Source organism: Shouchella patagoniensis (assembly GCF_002019705.1).
Taxonomy (GTDB): Bacteria; Bacillota; Bacilli; order Bacillales; family Bacillaceae_D; genus Shouchella; species Shouchella patagoniensis.
The window spans coordinates 2,154,623-2,179,740 of record NZ_KV917377.1 but is presented as its reverse complement, the minus strand read 5'-3'; the positions used below and the strand labels follow the sequence as shown (position 1 = coordinate 2,179,740).

Here is a 25,118-nt window from a genome sequence, read left to right as displayed (position 1 = left end):
ATGATAAAAGGGATAGGATTTGATTTAGTGGACTTGAAGAGGATAGGAGAAAGCTATCGAAGGGGTGGAGATTCATTTCTTAGGCACTTGCTATCGGATGAAGAAAAACAACTGTTTTCTACATTTAAAACGGAGAGGCGGCAAGTAGAATGGTTATCTGGGCGTTTTGCTGCTAAAGAAGCATACTCAAAAGCTCGGGGGACAGGTTTTGGGGGCGAGATTCAATTAAACGAAATTGCTGTATTGTCGGATCATATTGGCAAGCCTTGTATTCAAATCGTTAATAAGAAAAATAGTCAGTTGGATCAAGTACAGTGCCATGTATCCATCACCCATACAGAACAATCAGCGGCAGCTGTAGTTGTGCTAGGGGGTGAATTGAATGCAAGCTAAGGGTATTGTGAAACTTGAAGGGTTAGCTGTTTTTCTAGCTTCGTCCATTTTCTATTTTTATTTGGGAGGAAGTATTTGGCTTTATTTAGTGTTAGCGTTAGCTCCAGATCTTTCAATGGTGGGCTATTTGAAAAATGCGAGGGTTGGCAGTTACGTCTATAATCTATTTCATAATTATGTGATTCCTCTTGTATTGTTGGTAACGGCTATGTTTTTTGAGCAACCGTTACTAATAGGCATTTGTCTTATCTGGATTGCCCATATTGGGATGGATCGATTATGTGGATTTGGATTAAAATACCCAACAGCTTTTTCTGAAAGCCATATGAATCAAATTTAATTAAGGAGGAGACTCAATTGAAGACTTTTTTTCCAGTAGTTGTTGCATTTTCAATCGTTCAAACGGCTTTTTATTTTAATAAAAAGAAAAAAACGTATTACATTCCAATAAGACAAAGGGAGCCACTACTTCATAAATAATGAAAGTTGACTAAAAGAATATCTCCATCGAAAAAATTTCATTTTTAAGCACGATTACACAAAAACAACTGCTGTCGTCATGACTGCGGTTGTTTTTGCAGCATTCATATATAGCAACACAAACTGACAGCAAATGACTATACACCGTAAAAACGCTTCATTGGCAGCGGGACGACATTAGATACGGCTAGATTTCAAGTACATGCTCAGTGACTACTTTAACGTCTCAAAGAGTCATGTCCATGCTTACATTATTGGCGACCATGGGGATACATTTCTTTTGTAGTGTTTTCTGTATCTGTTGAGAACATCGAACGAGTAGTTTTGTATTGTTTGCAGTGCGTAGCGAAGATTTTTTTTAAAAACCAAAAGATTTTAAATACAGAATCTAAGTTACAAAGATTTTCTTTAATGGGGTTTTCACAGTAAGTTGTAAATAAGATTGGGTTCTCTTCTTCTTAAAAAAAGCTTTAACAACTGGATTATTGAAAAATTTTGTGTTGTGCGTAAACAATGCAGTTTGATTAACTAATTTGGACCTATGAAAGTGTAATGGACAGACCCCAATTTCAAACGCTGCTTAGAAACCTTAAACAAGGCGACACTCTATTTATTACAAAATTAGATCGCTTTGCTAGATCCAAGTTGGAAGGAACAAAGATTATTAAAGATTTATTTGAAGATAAGGGTCCCCCGTTGGGTTTGGTGTGGTAACTTAATTCTATCAAAGGGGTCCTTATTTTCCTTCTAAAAACCAATGATTTAATTATAAAAAGTAGGCAGGGATCATCGGATTTTCCGAAGATCCCTGCCTATTTCAATTTCACTTTACTGGGTTTTGTCCCAGCCTCGTTCCACTCAATCAATACTTCGCATTTTTCCTCCCATACGCCAAATACAGGGCGAGACCGGAAATGATCATTAACACAACGGTATAGACATAGGTCATGGCCCGTGCCTCTGGATGGGCACTTGGGTCTGTGCTGTTTTTTATGACAATGCCAAGTGGTTCAAAGATCGGATGATACAAGAAGACGGTTAGGTCGTAGTCCGATAGGTTTGTAATGAAATTTAAGGCAAAGATAGCTGACGCAAAAGGAAGGATGGAAGGTAGAACAATTTTAAAAAACGTATACATGCTTCCAGCGCCTAAGTTTTTTGCAGCCTCCTCTAGGGAAGGGTCTAGTGAGAAGAATGCTGCCTTTAGCATTCGTAAGGTGAATGGAATCAGGACAATGACGTAGGCCACTAATAAAATAATCATGGTGCCCGTTAATACTTGATTTCCAACAAAGATACGTGGTGTGCTGAACGTTACTACGAGACTGACGGCTATCAGTGTAGATGGCAGCATCCACGGGATATGCAGGCTATATTCAATGATGTCGGACCAGATGCTTTTAAAGGTCGAAATGAGCCTGACCACGGCAATGATAAAGGCCACTACAAAAAATGCTGCGATGAGTGAGTAAGAAATAGATATTAGGTACGGGCGGAAGGCCCTTGGTTCTGTGAATAGGTTTAAATAGTTTTCTAGTGTTAATTTATCAAATGAGAAATGTCCGGTCGTTATGGTCTGGGCATCCGTGAATGAAAACAAAATGATTAAGAAAATAGGTAGCGTATAGATTGCAAAGCAGAGATAGGCTAAGAGATGCACAATCCCATTGACGAAGGGATTTTCGATCTTTTGTTTCTGTAGCTTTGTTTTTACTTTGGATACAGAAATATAGTTTCCGTTCTTCTCAATCTTTAAGAGAACAGAAAGAAGCAGAATGGTTGCGAGTCCAAGAATGACCGCGAGTAGTGCTGCGATATCTCTCGATGTTGAGCTGCCTGCAAAGGTAAGAATCATGGGCGCAATCGTTTGAAAATCCTGTCCGCCAATGATTAACGGGGCGGATAGGGCACTTAATCCAGTTAAGAACAACAGAATCGTAATGGCAAACATCGTAGGTTTGAGTGATGGCAAGACAATTCGATAAAGAATGGTCCACGTGGACGCACTCATATTCTTAGCTGCTTCAATGGTTTGATAGTCAATTTTTCGAATGGCATTTGTGAGAAACAGCATATGATTTGAGGTGGTGGCAAAGGTCATCACAAATAGCACGGCGAAAAATCCACTGAACCAGTTATCAGATAAAGAAGGGAAGACCTGTTGAATTAGATTGGTGACAACCCCATTGTTGCCATAGACAAACTTATAGCCCGCTGCTAAGATAATTCCCCCGTAAATTAGAGTTGTCATATAGCCTAGGCGCAGGATGCCAGATCCTTTAATATCAAAATACTCACTTACGAGTACGAGGAAGACGCCAACGATATTCACGGTAATCACAAGCGCAATGGCTAGGATAAAGGAATTGTAGAGACTTTGAACAGCTCGATCCGAACGATAGAGTTTCTCGAATGCTGAAAAGGTGAAGGATCCGTCCTGATAAATGATTGATAGTAACACCTGTGCATTTGGAATGATCAGAAATGAAGATATCAGCCAAATGATGATTCCTATAAAAGCAAGACGCATCAGGCGAGGCATCGCCTGTGAAGATAGATTATTCATCGAAACACCACCTAGTATTGAAGAATCTCATTTGGATTTAGGTAACATTCCAGTGTATCGTTTTTCTGGAAAGATGAGGTACCATTCTCCATTGAAACGGATACGAGGGTCTGCCCTTCACAGCTAAGAATATACTTTGTATACATCCCTTGATAGATTTGATCTACGAGGGTAGCTGTTACGTTAATAAAAGAACTAGGAGCACCAGGTGGTTCCTGAACCAGTATGCGTTCCTGTCTGATATAGGATTGCTTGTCTGTGTCCAGTCCAAGTTGATAGTCGGTATTCAGTGCTTGAATGAAAGTGGGCTGCAGCTCATTCATATCTCCAATGAAGGAACATACAAACTTCGTTGCGGAAGCATTGTAGATCTCCCGTGGAGTCCCCACTTGTTCTATATGCCCGTTGTTAAATACCGCGATTCGGTCTGATAGAGACAGAGCTTCATCCTGGTCATGGGTCACATAGACAAACGTAATTCCAAAATCACGCTGGAGCATTTTTAATTCATTGCGCAGCTTTTTTCGGAGCTTTGCATCGAGATTAGAAAGCGGCTCATCCAGAACTAAGATCTTTGGTTTTAGGATCAATGCCCGTGCGATGGCCACACGCTGTTGTTGTCCACCGGATAGCTCGGATACCTGCTTACTTAATTGCTCCTTTGATAAATCCATTTTCTCGGCAATCTCTTGAACACGTTGCTCAATCTCTGCTTTTTTCTTTTTTTCAACTTTTAAACCAAACGCAATGTTCTCAAAGACTGTCATAGAAGGAAAAAGGGCATAGCTTTGAAACACCATGCCAATTCTTCGCTTCTCAATGGGAACATTGGTTACATCCTGCCCATCAATGAGAATCTCGCCTTTACTCGGTTGGATAAATCCAGCTAAGCTTCTGAGTACCGTGGTCTTCCCACAACCAGAAGGGCCGAGCAAGGTAAAGAACTCATTTTCGTTGATCGTTAATTGTAAGTCCTCCATTGCGGTAAAGGTTCCATATTTAATTTGAACGTTTTGAAATGTGATCATATATGCCCCTCCGTATAGGCCAATCTATAAACCCTCTTACAAAATTTCTAGTTCAATCTTTTCGACCCAGTTTTCCATATGCTCATTGACCCATGTCCAATCAATCTCTTGCAAGCTTACATTCGAAAAGATTTCTGCCATGCCCTCATCGACTTTATCACGTGCATTTTCATTCGATGGCATTGTTTTAAATTCTTCAGAATAGGCACTTTGCATCTCAGCTGATCCAAACCAATTTACAAACTCTTCAAGTGTTTCTTGGTTATCTTTACCTTGAATGATTCCGACCTGTTCTACATTTAGTGGTACACCAATCTGCGGAGTCGCATAACTTGATTCCACACCAAACTCAACTTCTCTCACACCAAGTCCATGTGAACCCATTTGCATGATAGGTAGGTCTCCACTAGCTAAATGGGTATAGTTTTCTTCTGTGCTGACTGTTTTTTCTCCGTAGCTATAATAATCGGTAATCGCCTGCCACCCTTCCTCAGACACACCTAGTTCGCCATTATCATCACGATAGCGTGACATCAGGCCAGCAAGAACATTTTGAGCGGTAGCGGACGATAGATTTTCTGGAAGCTGATACTTGCCATGAAACTCTTCCTTTTCCCAAAGATCTGGCCAGTCCTGGGGTGCTGTGTTTTCGTCATAGACTTCCGAGTTATAAATCGCTAGAATGGCAACGTCCACAATTGGATGAAAGGTGTTGTCGGCATCGCCTTTTGCAGGGTCAATTTCGTCTGCCCACTCTGGCTTGAAGGTTTCTAGCAACTCAGCCTCCTTCAAGCGTTCAAAGTACATATTGTTAAGACCCCAAACTACATCGGCAATCGGCTGGTTTTGCTCGGCCATCAGACGATTAATGATCTCACCGCCACCGCCGTCTACAATCTCTAAAGTAAATCCTTCTTCTGCGGCCTTTTCCGTCCACCATTCCTTACCGCCATCCGTTGTAGCGTTGGAATAGACAACAATTGTATTGTCATCTCCACCACCGGTGACGCTATTACACGCAGAAAGAGCTCCAATAGACATAGCAAGGGCTGACAAGTATACTAGCGAACGTTTCTTCATTTCTCCATCTCCTCTATTAAATAGTTATTTCAAATCCATCGAAAGCGATGGTAAAACCTAAGGGTGTAGCTATCTCCAGTAATTCTTCATGGTTCAGACCACAATTATGAGAGAAGTGACTTAATACAAATTGCGTCTGGTCATTGGTACAGCCCAATTCTTCAAGTCGTTTCTTCACTTGCTCACAATCAGGAATGCCCATATGATTCGTGCCCTCGCTTTCGGCCCCAGATGTACAATCTAAGCTAATGAGATCAAGTGGTTTGCCTTCAAGAAATGACCAGACCTCAGAGTGGAAGAAACCTGTATCATGTGCATATAACACTTGTTTTTCACCATCGCTAATTAAATAGTTCACACAGTCTTCCGTTTTGTCATGATTGGCTGGCAGTGGTGTAATCTCGTATGATCCCATCGTAAATGGAACAAAAAAGGAAATACGATGATAGCGATAGTTAGAGACAACGTTAAACGTGTCTGGCATATGCTTGTAAAAGGACTCTTCTACGGTTTGGTTGCCATAGATGTTCATGATCCCCGCAAACTGATGAGCAAGAGGCTCTGTTCGCATGGTTAAGTCGGTTGCGTAGAAATGATCGGTATGGCTATGCGTCACGAGTAAACTTGTGATATCAGGTAACGGAAAATCGTTATGTAAGTAATGCATGTAAGAATCTGGAGGGAAATCAATTAAAAGCTGACCATCAATAAGTGTCTGAGAACGTGTTCTGATATTTTTTCCTTTTTGTTCTCTAGCTCGTACACAGAGAGAACAATTGCAGAAGATGGCAGGTACTCCTTCGGCAGCACCTGTCCCCATATATAACATTTTCAAGTGGCGACGCTCCCTTCATTTGAAATCGGACGTTCAATTGTGCTCTGTCCGATAATAAGCTCGTAGTCTAGGACCACCTTTTCGGTGAAATCAGGTTGTTGGATTCTTTGATTAAGGAGTAAGACGGCGGTAGAGCCCATCTCCTCCTGCTTTTGAGAAATATGAGTAAATGGATATCGACCACTTTTGACATAGGTGTGATCAAAGCAAACAATTGAAAGATCACATGGAATATCAAGCGAAAGTCTTTTAGCTGCTTCTACTGCTAATGTGGCAAGGTCATGTTTGAGTGCAAAGATTGCTGTGATTTCAGGATGATTCTGTAACAATTGCAGAATCTTTTGTATGTCCGTTTCCGTGGTATCCTGCTCTTCACTATGTTCATCTTCTAGTGTCGTGCACCATAGATGTTCATCAATCGCCACCCCGTGCTCGGCAAAACCTTTGACGATGCCCTCTATTCTTTGTTCAAGCGTACTAATTTGCGTATAATCGTTTGTAACTACTGCAACTTTAGTATGACCGAGTGTTAATAAATAGTTTGTCATATCCTTTGCTGCGCAGGCATTATCGGTAGCAACAAACGGAAGGGGCAGCTCTTTCATATACCTGTCCACGCATACTAGAGGCATGCCAGCTAGTATAGCTTCCATGATGGCTGGGGTAGCGACATGACCATTTAAAGGCATAATAATCAGGCCGGACACACCATATTCAATGAGTTCTCTAATCGCACATTCTTGTCTCTCATACTGGTCATAAGAGTACTTCACGACCACAAGCTGTTTCTGTTTTGAAGTTTCTTTTTCAATCCCTTCAAGTACTTTCGTGCCGTAAACATTTGAATGGTTTAATATCACACCGATTAAACGGTCTTTAGCTAAAGGAGGACCAGTCTGTTTAATAGGCTGACTAACATAGGATCCCCGACCAGGCGTACGATGAATGAGACCTTCACTAGCAAGCTTATCTAAAGCTTTTTTGCTTGTAATTCGACTCACATTAAACATCGTGGACAGTTGTTTTTCAGTCGGTAATGGCATCTTTTTATACATATCTTTTGTTTCGATTTCATGCTTAAGATAATGATAGATTTCTTCGTATAAATAAGGGATAGGGCAACACCGTCCTTGCTAAAACCTTATCACAATAGATTGTAAATTTTGTTAAATGTCTTTTGCGCTATATATAATGTTATGTAAATGTATTGAGGGTAGTACATATATGTAAAAATGACATATCATTTGAGTGTTTGATGGATAACTAAGTTAGATGACATAGAAGAGGAAAAGTAAATGGATCTAAAAGTAATTATAAACCCTACTCTATCCCCTCAAGAAGTACCAGAGCTCTGGGCGCAAATAGGGTGGAGTAGAAGAGATCAAGATTATCCGGTTTTATTTGAACGCTCTAATTTTTGGGCGGGAGTAAGGAACGAACATGGTCGTCTCAGAGCGTTTGGCTATGTGTGTGGTATGGGTTTGGAGCATGGCTACCTAGAGGATATTATTGTGCATCCTGATTACCAGGGGCGCAGGATTGGAGCTGAGTTGGTTAAGGGATTGTTAAAAGAGGCAGAGAGATTTGGCTAAGAGGTCGTTACGGCATCTTATGCACAGGACGGGGGTACTTTTTATGAGAAATGTGGGTTTACAACAGGGGGAGGAGGGGGTAGGAGATCAGGGAAAGAGCCTGGGACAAAACTCTTTTAGCCATAATTAGGGCCGAACAAATGACGTCGTCTGAATATTAGTGCTCGGCCCTTTTATATGAGAAAAAATGAAAGAGTTCGAATCACCCTCCAGTCAAATAATCATCCTTTATCCGACATTCGGTTTCTTCGCTATCGCTCCCAAAAATGGGGGCACGCTTTCCGCGGGCAGGCATAGACAGGAGTGATGCAAGTTATATTCGGACATTAGGGGATATGTTATAGACATGCTCTAATTCCTTTAAATCCCCTAATAATTCTAGGTTTCTTTCAAAAAATCAATTGCATCATTTGTAACTGTTACATCAAATTTAATCATTACTAGTTGAATTTGGAGGAAGGCGGGTTTAAGTTATAAAAAAACCCCGCCAGGGAAGCGGGGCAAGGGGGACATACGTTGGAATGTATGATCCTTTATAGCGTATCCAATTCGAATCGAATATACAAGGTATCTCGCTATTCTTCATAAAATCTTTACAGAATGTAAGTAATTCTTTTGATTCGACGTCCGTTTGATGGAAGTTGTTTCCCTAAGTCGCTACTCGTTGTTCGGCTTATTTCCTTGAGCGTACATGCTTTAATACGTTTTTAGAAATGACTTTTTCTACTTCAACAATAATAAAGACAAACAGACCCATGAGTAAGGGGATCGTCCACTGTTTGAGTTCAAGTGGTGTTGTTTGAAAGATGGTATTCATAAACGGAAGATACGTTAAAGCCAGTTGGAGAACGATTAGAATGCCTGCCACTAGGAACACGGCCTTGTTGCGAAAGAAGTCTTTGTTAAAGGCAAAGCCCAATTCACTTCGACAGTTAAACAAATAAAACAACTGGGCCATAACAAACATTTGCAAAATGACCGTTTGCAAATCACTGCCGCTATAGCCTTGGCTTTGCATAAAGGAATTCATCCATAACGTGCCGATACCGATCATAATGGAGACAAAGGAAATCCGAAATAGATAATAAGGCGACAACAGTTTGGCTTTTGGATTCCGAGGTGATCGATCCATTGCTCCTTTTTCTAACTGTTCAAAGGCTAGACCGAGAGAGACGGTAATCGCAACAACCATGTTTACCCAAAGAATTTGAACGGGAGTCAGGGGCATTGTCATTCCTAAGAAAATGCTGGCAATGATCAGGATGCCGCCTGCGCCGTTTGTTGGCAAGATAAAGAGAATTGTTTTCTTTACGTTGTCGTAGACGCGTCGTCCTTCTTCCACGGCATGAACAATCGTTTGGAAGTTGTCATCGGCCAAGACCATTTTTGCCGCTTCTTTGGTCACCGACGTTCTCTAGTGTTGAGATAGTCTTTATTTGACAAGTCTTCCCGGATTTGTCATACGAATACGCCGCTCTTCATTTCATTTCTTTTTTCCTCGCGTAAAATTCAGCCGCTTTTTGGCGATTACCACATAGCTCCATACTACACCAGCGTCTTTTACCTGATTTGGATGTATCCACGAAATAGAGTTGACACTCTTGATGCTCGCAATTTCTAATACGAGAAACAGCCACCGTTTCGATTGTGTGAAAAATGGATTCAATTATTTTATATAGTAGATCATCCTTAGGTGTTATTCCTTTAGTAAGAAGTATTGTTTTCTCGTTATCCGATTGGATCGTTAGACCAATTTGGACGTTTTTCACTTGTTGATTTAATCGTTCTATTGAAGTAGAGGACAGCTTTCCATCATTCGTTAAGTCTTTCAATGCTTGCTTGCATCGTTCTCGAAGGGATTTAAGATCTTCTATCATTTCTTTCCCTATACGTTGTTCTTCTTTGTGAAAGAAACCATTCTCATTCAACCACGCTTGTGCAGTTGAATGGTCGTTTAGAATATCAACCGTTTTTTTCTCAGATGTATAAGTCGTGTTGACTAAATTTAGCCAAGGTGTCCCACCTAATGAAAGTATTAATTTGTCCATTCCTATTTCACCTCAACTACATTATAACCACTAAAATAACTGTTTACAAGTTATGTAAATAGAGGTACGATTGTTTTATAACCGCTAAAAATAAATATTAATGGTTATATAAGGGGTGACTCATAAATTATCATAAAATTTTCTTTTGTTACACTGCTTGCAAAAAAATAATGAGGTGAAAAAATGATGATACAATACAAATCAGAGAAAATAGGAGAAATTACGATCTTTTATAGGGAAGCTGGTAATAGGAAAAAACCTACTATTCTTTTATTTCACGGATTTCCTTCTTCTTCACATATGTACCGAAATCTAATCCCAAAGCTGATGGATGATTATCATGTGATCGCACCTGACTATCCTGGTTTCGGCAATAGTGATCAACCAAGCATGGAAGAATTTGAATACAGTTTTAATAACCTTGCACAATTAATGAATACGTTCATAGAGAAAATAAATCTGAAAAAGTACAGTATCTATGTCCATGATTATGGGGCTCCGATTGGATTTAGATTGGCGGTTTTACATCCTGAACGAATTCAAGCCATTATCACTCAGAATGGCAATGCCTATGAAGAGGGGTTGATGGCTGCTTGGAATCCCATTCGCACATATTGGGAGAATCCTACTGAGGAAAACAAGAACAACTTACGATTACTTTTAAAGATCGAATTCACGGAACATCAATATAGAGATGGAACGCGCAATCCTGATTTCATAAGTCCAGATGCATGGAAGATGGATCAATTTGTATTGGATCGCGAAGGGAATGACGAGATACAGCTTGCCTTGTATTACGATTATCAAGATAATGTGAAACAATATCCAGTCTGGCAAGAATACTTTAGGACGTATCAACCTCCTACATTGGTAGCTTGGGGAAAAAACGATATGTTCTTTGGACCTAAAGGAGCACTAGCTTTCCAAGACGACCTTAAAGATTGTGAAGTGCATTTATTGAATACAGGTCACTTTCCGTTGGAAGAAGACCTGGAAATAAGCGCTAGCTTAATAAAACACTTCCTAAAAGAGCGTTTAAACTAATTCTACTCTGACACTGCCTATAAAAAAGCACCGCCATTGTCGTTGTCTCATACACACGACTAATGGGGTGCTTTTTTGTGACGGGTTTTAAGCTACATACATCCTTTATTTAAAATAACTAAAACAAATGAGGAGATAAGATCTTTGTCGGGTCGGCTATCGTGATTCATCAGTAAGAAACCTAAATTGAGCAACGTACTTTCAATATAAATACGCTTATTTTAAGTTTATTAAAAAAAGATAAAAAAATAACTATTTTTATAAAATTAAAAAGATAAAAAGTTTACAACCATTCCTTTTGACAAATAACTACACATTAATACATAATACGAGATGCGTGTTTGTACATAACGGTAAAAGAAGGAGGATGTAAAATGACGTGTCAATCATGTGGCGCCAGCATTCAGCAAGATGATGAAAGATGTAAGGAATGTGGGGTCATTGTCGCTGCTGCAAGTGTGGAACAGGAGCAATCAGCTTCTATTCAAGGTGGAACCGAAGCAGGAGCTCAAACGAATAAAACGATTGAAATGGCAACAAATGCCTCAAAGCATTATCTTCAATCCTTATGGGGTCAAATGAAACAGCCTACGAAAAACGGACTACATAAAGGAGCTACGAATCCGCTTTATAGCGTCGTTACCCTTGTTTTAGTTGCTTTGTTTTTTGGGCTCTCACTTTATGCCCAATTGGGTGTGGGAGGAAGTACATTTTTTCGAATGAGTTTTTCGGATACGTTCTTTCCAGCCTTTCTTTATTTAGCGATTCTATTAGGGGTTATTACCGGGGCATTATACCTTGGTATCCAAATGAGTTATAAGACGAATGAATCTTTTAAAGCAGTATTTGTGCGCTTTGCCAATGTTTTGCCAATCACAATGGCATTACTCGTAGGTGCTACTCTATCAGGGTTAATTGGTCTAGGATTCATTTTTAACTTCCTACTGACGTTGGCACTTATTTCAATTGTTTTTTCCACTGGTTTGGTTTTCTACTCCTACAGTGAGAGCGCAAAGAAAATTGAGCCATACTTCGGACTTTTAGGTATTTATGGGATCGTTTTGATTTTTATAGCGCTTAGTTCAGACTGGCTTCTTTCCAGTTTAATGGGAGGATTATTCTTTTAAAAAAATAAAAATCGTACAAATTATTTTATCCATATACGCCAAAAAACGCGGTGAAGCGTTTGAAAAAATAGTTCTAGAAGGAGAGCACTCATGAAAAAGTTAACTGTATCTATTTCCAGTGTCTCGCTATTAATTATGCTAAGTGCTTGTGGTGGGGACAACGACAATTCAAATTCGACCGAAACAAGTGGTCAAGAAGCAAATACAAGTGAAACAAATGAAGAGAACGGAAGTGGAACAACGGCTGTCGGGGGGTACTCTGAATTTGCCACTATCCCTGTTGATGGACGTGTATCTGATCCTGTTTTTTATATTAGTGGTGAAGGTGATACGGTTCTTTGGGCGGAACAGCCAGGTGAGTTCACACAAATTGAAGGATCGAAAGTTTGGTTTGATGGTGAAACAAAAGAAGTTGATTTACCTGATCGCCACTCAGCCATCCAACCGATGCTGTCCCGAAGTGGGAAAATCCTCTTTGCTGAATCGGATTATGATAAACCAGAAGAGGAACGGTATTGGATTACTGAACAAGACCCAGTGACGGGGGAGAGCAATCAATTCATCATGGATAATGATTGGGACGAGTATCCACCGGTCATGGGATCAAATTATTCAGAAGATCCACGGTTCTATGTAGGTGTCAAAGACCATTACAATGAAGAAGTTGTCTTGCTTTACACATGGCATCTAGATAATGGTGAGATAGAAGAGATTGACTTGACTGAGACGGTTGCTGCTGAAGTCGACATTGAGGAATTGACTTCTTATCCACATGGGTCAATCACAAGTGACGAGTCAACGATGTATGCGGTTCTAGCTGATGTGGGTATTCTAAAAATTGATTTAGCGAGTCATGAATCTGAATTTATTTATAGTGCAGAGCTTGGCTTTTTTGCCAATAATGAAAAATCAAAAACGTCTATTCTAACAGCAGACGACCAGTACGTTCTTTATGCGATGTTTGATGATGACACGAGAAGAATGACACACTGGGCATACGACATCACCTCAGACCAATCTATTAATCTCGGTGAGGGGATTGCGACGTACCCATTAAATGACGGCAATGTCATGCTGTTTACGTATGAGGATGAATTTGTTTATTTTGATTTAGAAAGCGATACGGCTGAGGTCGTTCATACGCCAGAGCTCACAGAGGACGATCGTTTGGATCGCTTTACAGTAAGTGCTGATGGCTCAACACTTGCCTACGTGGTTCGAGACGGGGAAAATGAATCAACCATTGTCTTACAAAGACAGTAAGCAAATGAGTGACCCGGTAGATTAGACGTACTCGGGTGTGCAAAAGATTGGTTCATTAGCAAATAGACTGTTTTCTAGAAAACAGTCTATTTTTTTTGAAATAAGAAAGGATGTTTGCAAAGGTGAACATAACCATTGATCAAGAAAATGACCTAGCCTATCTAACAATTGCGCCAGAACGTGATTTTCCTCTTGCGCTTAATCAAGTGATGATTGATGATGCCCAAGCTCTATTTGATACAGATGGTGAGTGGGTTGGCATTGCGTTAAGTGGTTTTGGAATTCCCCCGTTAGCACAAGGGTTGGTCTACAATCGATTCGTCATTAAACAAGAGGTGGATGCTCTGACAATCTTATTTACGGATAAAGCGGCACACTCTGAATCAATCAACTTCCAAGCCATTCTTGATGTTTTTGAAAAGACAGGTTCTCTGTACGGGATTGAAATGCTTTATATCGCCACTCCGAAAATCACATACCTTCAAGATTTGGTCATAAAAGAAATGTGAAGAAAGATCGATTACAGTGTGTTGTGTTTGAAATGGCTTGATGTCCACCGGTTAATCCCATCACAAAATAGGGAAGAAGAATGTTTTACTGCATTTCCTTTTCAATCATTATTCTCTTTTTCGTCTTTTACTTAGTGTCGAATAAAACGATTCAGGGTAAAGATAAAAGAGAAACTGTTTCTTAGTCGATCCGGTCATCAAAAGCGAATCGTCTGGACAAGATAAAACTGGTGATGAAGAATTTGAAGGAGTGTGACGATGCAGAATCAACAAATGGAAAGAATGCGTAGTGGAAAAGGTTTTATTGCGGCTCTCGACCAAAGTGGTGGAAGTACACCAAAAGCCTTGGCCGATTACGGTATTACAGAAGATGCTTACTCAGGTGAAGCGGAGATGTTTGACTTGGTTCATGACATGCGCACACGTATTATGACGGCGCCAGCGTTTCATTCGGATCAGATTTTAGGAGCGATTTTGTTTGAACAAACGATGGACCGAATGATTGAAGGGGAGTACACAAGCGACTACCTAGCTAATCAAAAAGGCATTGTGCCTTTCTTGAAAGTCGATAAAGGCCTAGCAGAGGAAGAAAATGGCGTTCAATTGATGAAACCCATTGCCGATTTAGAAGAGACATTAAAACGAGCAAAAGAGCGGAATGTTTTTGGTACAAAGATGCGTTCTGTCATTAAAAAAGCAAACAAAGATGGAATTAAACAAGTGGTCGATCAACAGTTTGAAATAGGGAAACAGATCATGCAGGCGGGACTTGTGCCGATCATCGAGCCTGAAGTGGATATTCATAGTTCCGATAAAGAAGCGGCGGAAGATCTATTGAAAGAAGAATTACTGGCTCACTTGAATATGCTTCGTGAAGACGAGAGCGTGATGTTAAAACTAACGATCCCAACAAAAACAGGATTGTATCAAGCGTTAGTTGAGCATGAGCGAGTCATTCGTGTTGTCGTCCTTTCAGGTGGCTACTCTCGTGATGAAGCAAACCAGAAGCTGAAAGAAAATGACGGTTTAATTGCTAGTTTCTCTAGAGCGTTAAGCCAAGATTTAAATGCGAAACAAACAGATGATGAATTTAACACTTCTTTACAAACGGCAATTGATGGCATTTATGATGCTTCTGTGAACAAAACAAATTAAATAAAATCAACTTCCCCCTCCTCCTGTTGAAAGGAGGAGGGGATGTTTGTCGTGTATAAAGGGGGGAGCATTTTATCATCAGTCAATTTTCCTTCTCCATCCTTCTTACTTAAGTGAAGCTTTTAACGAGCAAGTAGGCAAGACGATCCAGCGCTTTGTGACAGAAGTGAAAGTGGCTGAAGGGAAAAGAATGCTCCAACTGACTTCTCTTCCTATGAAAGAAGTAGCTGTCCGATTTGGGTATGAAGATGAGTTTATTTTAGTAGCCGAAGCAATAGGAGCAGTGAGTGAGGCGAAGCGGTTTCTTAAGGACTCAAGACAAGGCGGACGAATTCCAGGAATGGATGTATCCTTTATCACCATTGAGGAGGCGGACCACATCCGCGTGCTGCACCCATTCATTTCAGAGGCGATCCGTACCTTTCTTGCGATCCATTCTCTCTATGATTCACTTACTTGTTGATAAACGAAAGACAAAGGAGTACGATTTATTCGAGTAGATGTTGATTCTATCTTTCGTAAAGAGGTTTGATGGTATGGTGAAAAAGACGGTGCCAGTTGGGGCTCCTTTGCTTCTATTGATCGTTATGCTGCTGCCTTTGCTTCTCATTGATACACTCGTTATTTATTTCATAGGCGGCACCTATTCTAGCTTGCTTTCTCTTGTGCTTTTTTTACTCATTTTTTATTTAGTGAATGGTGTGGGGAGCAGCTTCTAATTGAAGAAGACGTTGTCACGTGCATCAAGACAATGAGAGACAGACATCCTGAACTGCCGTTTAACGACCTTCTTAAAACGGTTCGTCAAGTAAACCGGGAGAAGAGTAAATGAACATCTGCTAGATGAGCAGGTGTTTTATGGAAATGATGAAGATTACAGAGCTCGCCAATCGAAACATCGATGAGCTCTCTGGTGGGTAGTTAAAGAAACAAGTTAATTAAGCAGCTTCGTGCTTGATTGGCTTGTTTTTTCGTTTTACGTTTAGAGTGGTTGGCGTGTCAGACATATCTAAGAGAAAAAACTTTATTTTTTGTAAGTACGGCAATAAAGGCAATTTAGCGGTTTGAGTACATGAAAGATCAATAGAATTTTATTATAGACGTTTTCCTTTTTCCTACACTCAATTTATAATAAGAGACATGAAGCATTTAGGAAGGAATGGTGACGTGCACAAGGAGTTAAACCCAGAGGGTGATCCTCTTTATTTGCAAATTAAAGATATTTTTATTACTCGTATTGAAAAGAAGTTTTGGCCAGCAGGCTCGCTTATCCCGACTGAACAGGAATTGATGGGAGAGTTTGATGTAAGTCGAACAACGATTCGTCAAGCCATTACCATTCTCGTTCAGCTTGGTTTGCTTGAGAAGAAACAAGGTCGTGGAACGGTTGTGAAAGACCAGAAGTTGATTGGCAATTTAGGTCAGCTAAAAGGCTTCGCAGAAGAGGTACTTGAAAAAGGGCAAACGCCAAAGGCACAAGTCATACGTGCAGAGTTTAAACGGTATTTGCACCCTGAAAGTGAATTGCTCGGTGCGGTTGAAGGAGAGGCTGTTTTGCTTGTGGAGCGCATTCGTCTGGCTGATGATGCTCCAGTAGCAATAGAACGGACATGTTGGCCAAAAGAAATTGGTCAAATTCTTATGGGTTATGATTTAAATACGGCACGGTATTATGAAATCTTAGAGGAACATGGAATCGTATTAAAGCGGGCAAAAGAATCAATTATGGCCATTAATGCAACGATTGCGGAGGCTGACTATTTAGGGATTCGCCCAGGAGAAGCATTATTAGAAATGAAAAGATTGAGCTATGGCATAAATGATCAGCCGATTGAATCAACAACTACCAAATATCGGAGCGACAAGTATCATTATGACATTGAATTGAAACGATAGGCACCCTGTGTGTAAATCAAGGGTGTTTTTTAATTTTTTAAAAATACTAGTTGCATTATTGAATCCGCTTACACTATAATGTGATTTAAAAGGTAGGTACCTTTATTTAAACATAGGTATTTTTGTAGAGGGAGGGATAAGTATGAAAAAAGAAGGCAGTGACTTTTCAAAAATAGATGATGTCGCTAGTCAGCGGTTTTCTGCTTATGGAAACGTTTTATCCTCATTCCCGACCGAGGAGGCAATTGGTTTGCTTGAGAAAACGAATATGCCGGTTGAGGAGAATGTTTATATTGCGTCTTTTCCAGAGTGGAAACAAGTTGCTCTAAAGCATAAAGTCGAACGTGATTTTTTCGGGGGGATGCCGGTTCAGTTGGGATATTGTAATGGTTATAACAGAGTATTGAACGGCCTTGAGTATCATAAGGGAAGTGAAATCAATGTGCTTGCTTCAGATGCTATTTATTTTTTAGCGAAACTGACAGATGTTGAGAACAATCAAATCGATTCAACGGCTATTAAAGGCTTCTATGTACCAAAAGGAACGGCAATCGAACTTTATCAAACGACACTGCACTTAGCTCCTTGTCCTATAAATGATCCAGGTTTTAAGTGTATGGTCATTTTGCCAGATGGAACAAACAATCCTTTAGAAGAGAAGTCAAATGATCCTTTGTTATTTATGAAAAACAAGTGGTTGTTTGCTCACAAAGATGCAAAACGGTTTGTGGAAAATGGGGCCCATATTGGATTTGTTGGGCAAAGACCAAAGGTTTAGTGGCATGTGTTGAGTTAAGCGTGAGAAAGGTGGGGGATGGACATGTGGTTTACAATTATATCTTGTGTGTTTTTTATGGCTTTAGTTGGTTGGTTATCTTATAGGAAGTCGAAAGGACAAGTATCTGACACGGATGGGTATTTCTTAGCAGGTCGAGGATTGACTGGCGGATTTATTGCGGCTTCATTGCTGTTGACGAATTTGTCTGCAGAGCAATTGATTGGTTTGAACGGGCAGGCTTATCGAGAGAATTTATCAAACATGGCTTGGGAAGTGACGGCGGCATTTGCCATTATCATCATGGCGCTTATACTATTGCCGCGTTATTTAGGAGGAGCATTCTCGACTTTACCGCAATTTTTAAGTGAACGGTATGATGACGGGGTTAGAAGGTACACGGTTATTCTTTTTATGCTTGGCTATGTGCTTGTTACGATTCCCTCCGTTCTCTATTCTGGCTCAGTAGCAATTATTCAATTATTTGATGTGCCAGGCATTTTAGGTGTTACGTTTGAACAATCGATGTGGATTACGATTTGGGTGGTTGGAATTATCGGTTCCATTTATGCGATATTTGGTGGGCTACGAGCGGTAGCAATATCTGATATGTACATTGGCCTTGGCCTTGTGTTTGTTGGGTTGCTTGTTCCTGCAATTGGCTTTTATGCACTTGGAGATGGAAGCGTTCTCGAAGGAGTTAAAATCCTAACAACAGAAAATCCAGAAAAGCTTAATGCGATTGGATCGAATACAGACTCCGTTCCTTTTGGCACCATTTTTACGGGCATGATTTTAATGAATTTGTTTTATTGGGGTACAAACCAATATGTGATTCAGCGGACGCTCGGCGCTAAAAACTTAGCAGAAGGGCAAAAAGGCGTTCTTTATTCTGGTTTCTATAAAATAGCCGTTCCTTTTATCATGATGCTACCAGGCTTGATTGCTTTTCATTTGTACGGAGAAGGATTAAATCCAGTCGATTTAGCATATCCAACGCTTGTCGCTGATTTAATGCCGACTTTCTTATCAGGTTTGTTTCTTGCGGTTTTATTAGGTGCCGTTTTTTCAAGTTTCAATTCGTTGTTGAACAGTGCTTCAACGATGTTTGCGCTTGATGTGTATCAAGTTGCTATAAATAAAAACGCGACGGATGCTCAATTGATTCGTATTAGCAAGTACTTTGGGACAATCCTTGCGCTCGTGTCGTTTTTTATTGCGCCACTCCTTATGTATGCGCCAGAAGGATTATGGAATTTAATTCGCCAATTCACAGGTTTCTTTAATATTCCGATCATCGCAATTGTACTGGTTGGAATTATGTCGAAGCGAATCCCTGCTGTTGGCGCAAAGGTCGCCATTATTTTTCACGTTATCACCTATTATTTCCTTGTCTGGGGATTAAATCATTTGTTTGGTATTCAACTGACTGTCAATTTTATTTACATTTCAGCTATCTTGTTTGTTATTGAAGTTGGCATTATGGTGGCATTTGGTTACTGGAAGCCTCTAGCCCAACCTTATTCCTTTAAACCGAATGCAAAAGTGAATATGATGCCTTGGAAGTTTGCGATGCCAGTAACCGTTGTTCTAGTGAGTGTAGTTGTTGGGGTATACATCATATTCTCGCCTATTGGACTTGCCTATGACGGTGGGTATGTGTCGAACTGGTTCTGGCCTGCTTTTGTGCTTTTGATTGTATTAACATCGATAGCGATGCGATTTGCTTTCAAAAGTTGGACCAAAAAATATACGGATTTTCTTTATTCGAAACATGAGAAGAAAGTGGATCAAGACGCAAGCAATATGTGATTAAGGGGATGACAGAATGTCGGACAATATAGTGGTTAAAGAGTATGAGGTCATCAAGATCAATCGAGGGGTTGAGATTTGGCTCGAAGGGATGCTGCTCATTAAACATACAGAGGATAGGCCTGCATTTTTTGCTGGGACAGGCATTGAGACGATGGAGATGTACCGAGGGAATTTCGACATTAACGATTATGTGGAGAGCAGAGTTCCATTAGAATTACAGTCGTTTGATTCCGACCACGTCAAGCTTGCTTATAAACAAACGACTTTAACGGTGGCGATTGCAAAAAAAGAGGAGGCCCTTACACTTACCTTTCATTTAGACGGAAACGTGTGGAATCGTTTTTGGCTTAGGCTAGAAGCACAACCAACAGAAAGGGTGTTTGGTTGCGGCGAACAGCTCAGCTATTTGAACCTTCGAGGAAAGAACTTCCCGCTTTGGACGTCGGAGCCCGGGGTGGGGCGTAACAAAAATACGTATACAACCTGGCAAGCTGATGTAAAAGACAAGGCTGGTGGCGATTATTATACGACAAACTTTCCGCTCCCTACAATCATCTCTTCTAGAAAATATTATTGTCATGTGGAGACGACTGCTTATGCCGATTTTAATTTCCGCCATGATGAGTTTCATGAACTGGAAATTTGGGAAGTGCCAAGAGAAATCGTGTTTGAAAGTGGCAAATCGTATAAGGAACTTGCAGGGAAATTATCCAATCGTTTTGGCAACCAGCCAGAGTTGCCCGACTGGACATACAATGGGATCTGGCTTGGTCTTCAGGGCGGTACAGATGTCGTTGAGAAGAAGGTTGAGCGTGCGCTTGAAAAAGGGTTGAAAATCGGAGCGATTTGGACGCAGGACTGGCAAGGGAAGCGGATTACGTCCTTCGGGAAACGCTTGATGTGGAATTGGCGCTGGAATGAGGAAGAATATCCAGCTCTAAATGAAAAGGTATGGGAGTGGAAAGATAAAGGAATTCGATTACTAGGCTACATTAATCCATATGTAGCTGTTGATGGGGACCTTTATCAAGAAGCAAAGCAATTGAACTATTTAGCGACAAAAGAAGACGGTAGCGACTATCTCGTTGATTTTGGCGAATTTGATTGCGGGGTCGTTGATTTCACTAACCCTGATGCATCTGAATGGTATAAACGAGTGATCCAGACGAACTTAATTGACTTTGGTCTTGATGGTTGGATGGCTGATTTTGGTGAGTATTTGCCGACTGATGTCTCCTTATTTAATGGCAAACCAGCCAAACTTGCGCACAACGAATGGCCAACCTTATGGGCGAAAGTCAATCATGACGCGGTTTGTGAAGCTGGACGCAAGGGAGACATCGTCTATTTTATGCGTGCTGGTTACACGGGCACACAGGGCTACTGCCCACTTTTGTGGGCGGGAGATCAAAGTGTTAATTGGAGTGTCGATGATGGATTAGCTTCGACGATCCCAGCTGCTTTGTCTGCTGGAATGACTGGTTCTGGTATTAGCCATAGCGACATTGGCGGTTATACGAGTTTACATGGCAATAAGCGCTCCAAAGAATTGCTTTTACGTTGGGTAGATATGGCTGCATTTACACCAGTAATGCGAACCCACGAAGGGAATCGGCCAGATGATTGTTTCCAATTTGATGATGATGAAGAGACGTTGCTTCATTTTGTGAGAATGACGAATATTTATGTGGCTTTGGCTCCATATATGAAGGCGTGTGTTAGCGAAAACGCAAGGCACGGGGTCCCTGTACAACGCCCTTTGTTCATGGAATTTGAGACGGATGAGAAAAGTTATGATCAACCTTATCAGTACATGTTAGGAGCAGACTTGTTAGTTGCTCCTGTGCATCAACAGGGGGTAACAGAGTGGGACGTGTATTTACCAGAAGAGGAGTGGGTCCATTTCTGGTCTGGTAAAGAATATACAGGCGGGGTCACCTACTCGATTCAAGCTCCGCTTGGAGAACCACCTGTGTTTTACAGGAAATCATCTTCGTTTCGTTCTTTGTTTGATACATTAATAGGTTAGTATCTATTTTTAAACATCGTTATCTATGTTATCTTTAAAGAGATGTCTATGCAGAAAGGGAGTAAATTATGACGATTGTCTATTTACCGATTGCTCGTAAAACGTTTGACCTTGAGGCAGCCAATGATCAACTTAGGCGCAGTAAAGATTTGCTTCATTCTCTTTTCTTGGAGAAAGTATCTTTGCCTGATGAGTTGTTGACTTCGCCAGATGAACTCGTTCGCTACCTTGAATCAATTAACTTAGAACAGGTGAAGCTCATCATTTATCAAAGCGTAACATTTGCTGATGGAGAGTTTATTGAAGAAACGATGAAACAGCTAAAAGCACCAGTGCTCGTCTGGTCTGTGCGCGAACCAAGCATTGGTGGCCGCTTGCGTCTTAACTCGTTAACAGGCGGGAATAGCACGTGCCATGTGCTTCGTTCAGCTGGTAGACCATATGAATTTGTTTTTGGCAATCCAGAAGAACATCAAGTGAGGCAAACGATTCAAAGAAAAACAAGAATCATGCAAGTGATTGAACAACTGAAGACAGTGAAAGTGGGTGTTGTTGGAGAACACCCACCGGGTTTCTTTTTCTCCGGGACAGATGACGAAGCGTTATTCGCCCAGTTTGGTGTGGAGACGGTTCATCTTGATTTAATGGAAGCATTTCAAGCGAGCAAGAGAATTCCCAAAGAACAATATGAGGGGGCTCTGCAACAAGCTGAAAAACAAGTGATTGGCTTGAATCGTTCTGATGAAACGGTGACTCGGTTTGCCCAATTTACGACGCATATGAAATCAGAAATAAAGGAAAAACAGTTAGCCGGTTTAGCTATTCGCTGTTGGCCTGATTTTTTTACCGAGTTAGGAGCGGCGGCGTGCTCTACATTGTCGCATTTAACAGAAGAAGGGCTTGTCTCTTCTTGTGAATCGGATATTCACGGGGCGTTATCAATGTATATCTTGCAAGAGCTTTCAGCCAGTGCACCGTATCTTGGAGACATGGTTCATTTGAATGAAGCGAGCAACTCGGTTGTGCTTTGGCATTGTGGAGCGGGGGCGTATTCACTTGCTCATCCTGCGTCCGGGGCGACGCCAGGTGTTCATCCGAACCGGAAAATTGGTTTTACGATGGAGTTTGGATTAAAACCAGGGAAAGTGACCATGTTTAGGGTCAGCTACACAAAGCAAGACAATTACCGGTTGCTTATTATGCGAGGAGATGCCCTTGATACACCGAAACGTTTCAACGGTACTTCCGTGGAAATTAAACTTGAAACAGACGCGACGGATACGTTAAACAGTTTAATGAAAGAAGGATTTGAACCTCATTATGCGCTTGTTTATGGGGATGTATGTGATGAGCTTGTGGAACTGGGTAACCAATTAGGTTTGCCAACCCATGTATACACGGAGGGACGCGCATGAAGAAAGTGGTTATTGGCCAGGCGGGAGGGCCAACAGCGGTGTTTAATGCTTCGCTTGCAAGTTTGGTGAATGCCTTATCAAACAGAGAGTATGAATTGTTTTTTGTCCGGGATGGCTACGAAGGTCTTGTGGAAGGAGAGTGGTTTCATGGGACCGAAGAGCTTTTGGCACAAATCGATTTACACAGGACAGTTCCAGGTTCTTGCCTTGGGTCCGGTCGATTTCCATTAAAAGAAAGCCATCTAGAAAAAGCGGTCCAGCGCATGTATGAGGAAGGGATTGAAGCGCTTATCTTTATTGGGGGCAATGGGACAATGGAAGCGTTAAGTAAAATTGGCCAGCTCGCAAAAGCAAAGGGGTATGCGTTACAAATCATCGGTCTGCCAAAGACGGTTGATAATGATTTAGGTGGGACAGACCACGCGCCTGGCTTTGGGAGCGCGGTTCGGTATGTTGCCCAGACAACACAAGCGATGAGCCGTGATCTTGCTTCAATGAAAAACTTTGAACAAGTGCGTATTTTAGAGACAATGGGAAGAAACGCTGGATGGCTTGCTGCATCGGCAGGGCTCGTTTGCACAAATGAAGCAGATCAGCCGTGTTATGTAGGCTTGCCAGAGCGCCCAGGTTCAAAAGAAGAGCTGCTTACAAGCATACAAGAAGCACTTATATTAAATGGCTATGCGCTTGTGGTCGTCAGTGAAGGCTTCCGTTTAGAAGGTAGTAGGCAAGTGGAAAATGAGTTAGTGAATGGACGTCCTGTTCTCGGTGGCATATCCGAACATTTGGCACAGATTGTTAAACAGACTTTTCCGGTTCATGTCCGGGCTGAATTGCTTGGTATGAATCAACGGTGCGATCTGGCTAGTGTATCGGGTCTTGATTATCAAGAAGCACTTCAGCTTGGTGTGGAAGGAGCAAACCTTTTGGACCTCGGTAAGTCAGGAGTCATGGCAGCGATTAAACGGCACCGTACAAATCCCTACGAAGCAACTGTCATTTCTGTCCCACTTGAAGAAGTGGCTGCTTACGGAGAACGTTTGATGCCAGATGAATTTTTACGAGACCAGTCAGCTTATTACAAATGGTTAAAACCTTTAGTTGGAGAGCTTTCTCCTTTTCCGGATCCCTTACCGATGAATAAAACAATAAATAAATAGAAATGGAGCGAAAAAATATGCCTTTTATTAGCGGGAAACACATGATCGAACACGCTTTTCAACATCAATATGGAATCGGGGCATTTTCTGCACATAATGCTGAGACGGTTCAGGCAATCTTTATCGCTGCACAAGAGGAACAAGCCCCAGTTATGATTCAAGTAGGACAGAAAGTGATTCAAACACTAGGTATGGAACCGATGAAAGCTATGATTGACGCTTTTGCAAAGCAATATCATGTACCTGTTGCCATTCACCTTGACCATAGTCGTGAATATGCCCAAACGATGCAAGCGATCCAATTAGGTTTTCAGTCCGTTATGTACGATGGTTCCGCTAAATCCTTTACTGAAAATGCGCAAATAACAAAAGAGGTCGCAAATAGTGCAAAGGCGCTTGGGATAGGCTGTGAAGGCGAAATCGGTAAAATTGGTGGAACCGAAGACGATATTACAGTGAACGAAAAGGATGCCCAAATCACAACAACGGAAGAAGCCGTTTCATTTGCTGAAGCGACAGATATTGACTATTTGGCTGTTTCCATTGGTACTGCCCATGGCTTGTATAAGCAAACACCTCATATTCGGTTGGAACGTCTTGAAGAAATCGTTCGTAAAGTCAATCGTCCAATTGTCCTTCACGGAGGTTCCGATGTACCAGATGAGCAAGTGAGAAAAGCGATTGCTCTTGGAGTTTCAAAGATTAATGTGGATACTGAATTGCGTCAAGCTTTTACTAGAGGGGTCCAGGAAGCGTTCAAAGCAGATCCTGCAAATATTGTCGTTGCCGAAACGTTAGGTTTAGGTACGAAACGTATGGTAGAAAAAGTGCGTGAGAAGATACGTTGTTTTGGAAGTGAAAACAAAGCAAGTGCCTTTTTATAAACATAAAGGTAGGTACCTATAATT

Annotated in this window: 26 protein-coding genes and 1 pseudogene; 20 read left to right on the top strand and 7 right to left on the bottom strand. The window is 41.1% G+C overall.

The features are described 5' to 3' along the window. From acpS to BK584_RS11555, 5 genes and pseudogenes are all read left to right on the top strand, one after another. Positions 1 to 393, top strand: a complete 393-nt coding sequence (acpS, locus tag BK584_RS11565) for a holo-ACP synthase (RefSeq protein WP_078392752.1) — start codon at positions 1 to 3, stop codon at positions 391 to 393. Then, positions 383 to 733: a DUF4260 domain-containing protein gene (locus BK584_RS11560; RefSeq protein ID WP_078392751.1), complete on the top strand. Its 351-nt coding sequence runs from the start codon at positions 383 to 385 to the stop codon at positions 731 to 733. The genes acpS and BK584_RS11560 overlap by 11 nt, the downstream gene beginning before the upstream one ends. Positions 734 to 750: 17 nt before the next feature. Then, positions 751 to 873 carry a hypothetical protein gene (locus tag BK584_RS25365; protein ID WP_281255750.1) on the top strand — a complete coding sequence of 41 codons (123 nt, stop codon included), beginning with the start codon at positions 751 to 753 and terminating at the stop codon, positions 871 to 873. Between the two features lie 150 nt (positions 874 to 1,023). Beyond that, positions 1,024 to 1,153: pseudogene (locus BK584_RS25065) on the top strand (L-lactate dehydrogenase); the annotation flags it as partial. Between the two features lie 272 nt (positions 1,154 to 1,425). Further along, complete coding sequence (locus BK584_RS11555; RefSeq protein WP_078392750.1) at positions 1,426 to 1,587, top strand: recombinase family protein; 162 nt, start codon at positions 1,426 to 1,428, stop codon at positions 1,585 to 1,587. A gap of 148 nt (positions 1,588 to 1,735) precedes the next feature. Here BK584_RS11555 and BK584_RS11550 read toward each other — a convergent pair whose 3' ends face one another. Genes BK584_RS11550 through BK584_RS11530 form a run of 5 tightly spaced genes read right to left on the bottom strand, consistent with a single transcriptional unit; the run spans position 1,736 to position 7,476 of the window. Then, positions 1,736 to 3,439: an ABC transporter permease gene (locus BK584_RS11550; RefSeq protein WP_078392749.1), complete on the bottom strand. Its 1,704-nt coding sequence runs from the start codon at positions 3,437 to 3,439 to the stop codon at positions 1,736 to 1,738. A gap of 11 nt (positions 3,440 to 3,450) precedes the next feature. Then, entirely contained in the window at positions 3,451 to 4,467 is a 1,017-nt protein-coding gene (locus tag BK584_RS11545; protein ID WP_078392748.1) for an ABC transporter ATP-binding protein, read from the bottom strand. A 36-nt stretch (positions 4,468 to 4,503) separates the two neighbouring features. Then, the gene (locus BK584_RS11540; RefSeq protein WP_078392747.1) at positions 4,504 to 5,547 is read right to left on the bottom strand and encodes an extracellular solute-binding protein; all 1,044 of its coding nucleotides are present in this window, start codon (positions 5,545 to 5,547) and stop codon (positions 4,504 to 4,506) included. 16 nt (positions 5,548 to 5,563) lie between these two features. After that, complete coding sequence (locus BK584_RS11535) at positions 5,564 to 6,376, bottom strand: MBL fold metallo-hydrolase (RefSeq protein ID WP_245809001.1); 813 nt, start codon at positions 6,374 to 6,376, stop codon at positions 5,564 to 5,566. 2 nt (positions 6,377 to 6,378) lie between these two features. Next, complete coding sequence (locus BK584_RS11530; protein WP_281255782.1) at positions 6,379 to 7,476, bottom strand: substrate-binding domain-containing protein; 1,098 nt, start codon at positions 7,474 to 7,476, stop codon at positions 6,379 to 6,381. Between the two features lie 201 nt (positions 7,477 to 7,677). Between BK584_RS11530 and BK584_RS11525 the strand changes: the two genes are divergently transcribed. After that, positions 7,678 to 7,974, top strand: coding sequence for a GNAT family N-acetyltransferase (locus tag BK584_RS11525; protein WP_169871207.1), 297 nt, complete (start codon positions 7,678 to 7,680; stop codon positions 7,972 to 7,974). A gap of 673 nt (positions 7,975 to 8,647) precedes the next feature. On the opposite strand, the gene BK584_RS11520 is transcribed toward BK584_RS11525, so the two are convergent. Beyond that, positions 8,648 to 9,379, bottom strand: coding sequence for a cation transporting ATPase C-terminal domain-containing protein (locus BK584_RS11520; protein WP_245808841.1), 732 nt, complete (start codon positions 9,377 to 9,379; stop codon positions 8,648 to 8,650). 73 nt (positions 9,380 to 9,452) lie between these two features. After that, the gene (locus BK584_RS11515; RefSeq protein ID WP_078392744.1) at positions 9,453 to 10,022 is read right to left on the bottom strand and encodes a CGNR zinc finger domain-containing protein; all 570 of its coding nucleotides are present in this window, start codon (positions 10,020 to 10,022) and stop codon (positions 9,453 to 9,455) included. 183 nt (positions 10,023 to 10,205) lie between these two features. Between BK584_RS11515 and BK584_RS11510 the strand changes: the two genes are divergently transcribed. The 14 genes from BK584_RS11510 (at position 10,206) to BK584_RS11445 (ending at position 25,094) form a co-directional block, all read left to right on the top strand. After that, the gene (locus tag BK584_RS11510; protein WP_078392743.1) at positions 10,206 to 11,066 is read left to right on the top strand and encodes an alpha/beta fold hydrolase; all 861 of its coding nucleotides are present in this window, start codon (positions 10,206 to 10,208) and stop codon (positions 11,064 to 11,066) included. A gap of 374 nt (positions 11,067 to 11,440) precedes the next feature. Further along, the gene (locus BK584_RS11505) at positions 11,441 to 12,193 is read left to right on the top strand and encodes a hypothetical protein (RefSeq protein WP_078392742.1); all 753 of its coding nucleotides are present in this window, start codon (positions 11,441 to 11,443) and stop codon (positions 12,191 to 12,193) included. A gap of 90 nt (positions 12,194 to 12,283) precedes the next feature. Next, positions 12,284 to 13,456 carry a hypothetical protein gene (locus BK584_RS11500; protein WP_078392741.1) on the top strand — a complete coding sequence of 391 codons (1,173 nt, stop codon included), beginning with the start codon at positions 12,284 to 12,286 and terminating at the stop codon, positions 13,454 to 13,456. Between the two features lie 122 nt (positions 13,457 to 13,578). Further along, complete coding sequence (locus tag BK584_RS11495; protein ID WP_078392740.1) at positions 13,579 to 13,965, top strand: hypothetical protein; 387 nt, start codon at positions 13,579 to 13,581, stop codon at positions 13,963 to 13,965. A gap of 258 nt (positions 13,966 to 14,223) precedes the next feature. Then, positions 14,224 to 15,120, top strand: a complete 897-nt coding sequence (locus BK584_RS11490) for a fructose bisphosphate aldolase (protein ID WP_078392739.1) — start codon at positions 14,224 to 14,226, stop codon at positions 15,118 to 15,120. Between the two features lie 46 nt (positions 15,121 to 15,166). Next, positions 15,167 to 15,583: a helix-turn-helix domain-containing protein gene (locus tag BK584_RS11485; protein WP_078392738.1), complete on the top strand. Its 417-nt coding sequence runs from the start codon at positions 15,167 to 15,169 to the stop codon at positions 15,581 to 15,583. Positions 15,584 to 15,656: 73 nt separating this feature from the next. Next, complete coding sequence (locus BK584_RS11480; protein ID WP_078392737.1) at positions 15,657 to 15,839, top strand: hypothetical protein; 183 nt, start codon at positions 15,657 to 15,659, stop codon at positions 15,837 to 15,839. Between the two features lie 448 nt (positions 15,840 to 16,287). Continuing rightward, positions 16,288 to 17,016 carry a GntR family transcriptional regulator gene (locus BK584_RS11475; RefSeq protein ID WP_245808840.1) on the top strand — a complete coding sequence of 243 codons (729 nt, stop codon included), beginning with the start codon at positions 16,288 to 16,290 and terminating at the stop codon, positions 17,014 to 17,016. A 142-nt stretch (positions 17,017 to 17,158) separates the two neighbouring features. Continuing rightward, entirely contained in the window at positions 17,159 to 17,794 is a 636-nt protein-coding gene (locus BK584_RS11470; protein ID WP_078392735.1) for a DUF4867 family protein, read from the top strand. Positions 17,795 to 17,836: 42 nt separating this feature from the next. Continuing rightward, the gene (locus tag BK584_RS11465) at positions 17,837 to 19,603 is read left to right on the top strand and encodes a solute:sodium symporter family transporter (protein WP_437182737.1); all 1,767 of its coding nucleotides are present in this window, start codon (positions 17,837 to 17,839) and stop codon (positions 19,601 to 19,603) included. Between the two features lie 16 nt (positions 19,604 to 19,619). Continuing rightward, a complete protein-coding gene (locus BK584_RS11460) occupies positions 19,620 to 21,635 on the top strand; it encodes an alpha-glucosidase (RefSeq protein ID WP_078392733.1) in 2,016 nt (671 codons plus the stop codon). Positions 21,636 to 21,703: 68 nt separating this feature from the next. After that, a complete protein-coding gene (sftI, locus tag BK584_RS11455) occupies positions 21,704 to 23,050 on the top strand; it encodes a sulfoquinovose isomerase (protein ID WP_078392732.1) in 1,347 nt (448 codons plus the stop codon). After that, entirely contained in the window at positions 23,047 to 24,210 is a 1,164-nt protein-coding gene (locus BK584_RS11450) for a diphosphate--fructose-6-phosphate 1-phosphotransferase (RefSeq protein ID WP_078392731.1), read from the top strand. Before sftI ends, BK584_RS11450 begins: the two co-directional genes overlap by 4 nt. 17 nt (positions 24,211 to 24,227) lie before the next feature. Further along, positions 24,228 to 25,094 carry a class II fructose-bisphosphate aldolase gene (locus BK584_RS11445; protein WP_078392730.1) on the top strand — a complete coding sequence of 289 codons (867 nt, stop codon included), beginning with the start codon at positions 24,228 to 24,230 and terminating at the stop codon, positions 25,092 to 25,094. The last annotated feature ends 24 nt before the right edge of the window (positions 25,095 to 25,118 follow it).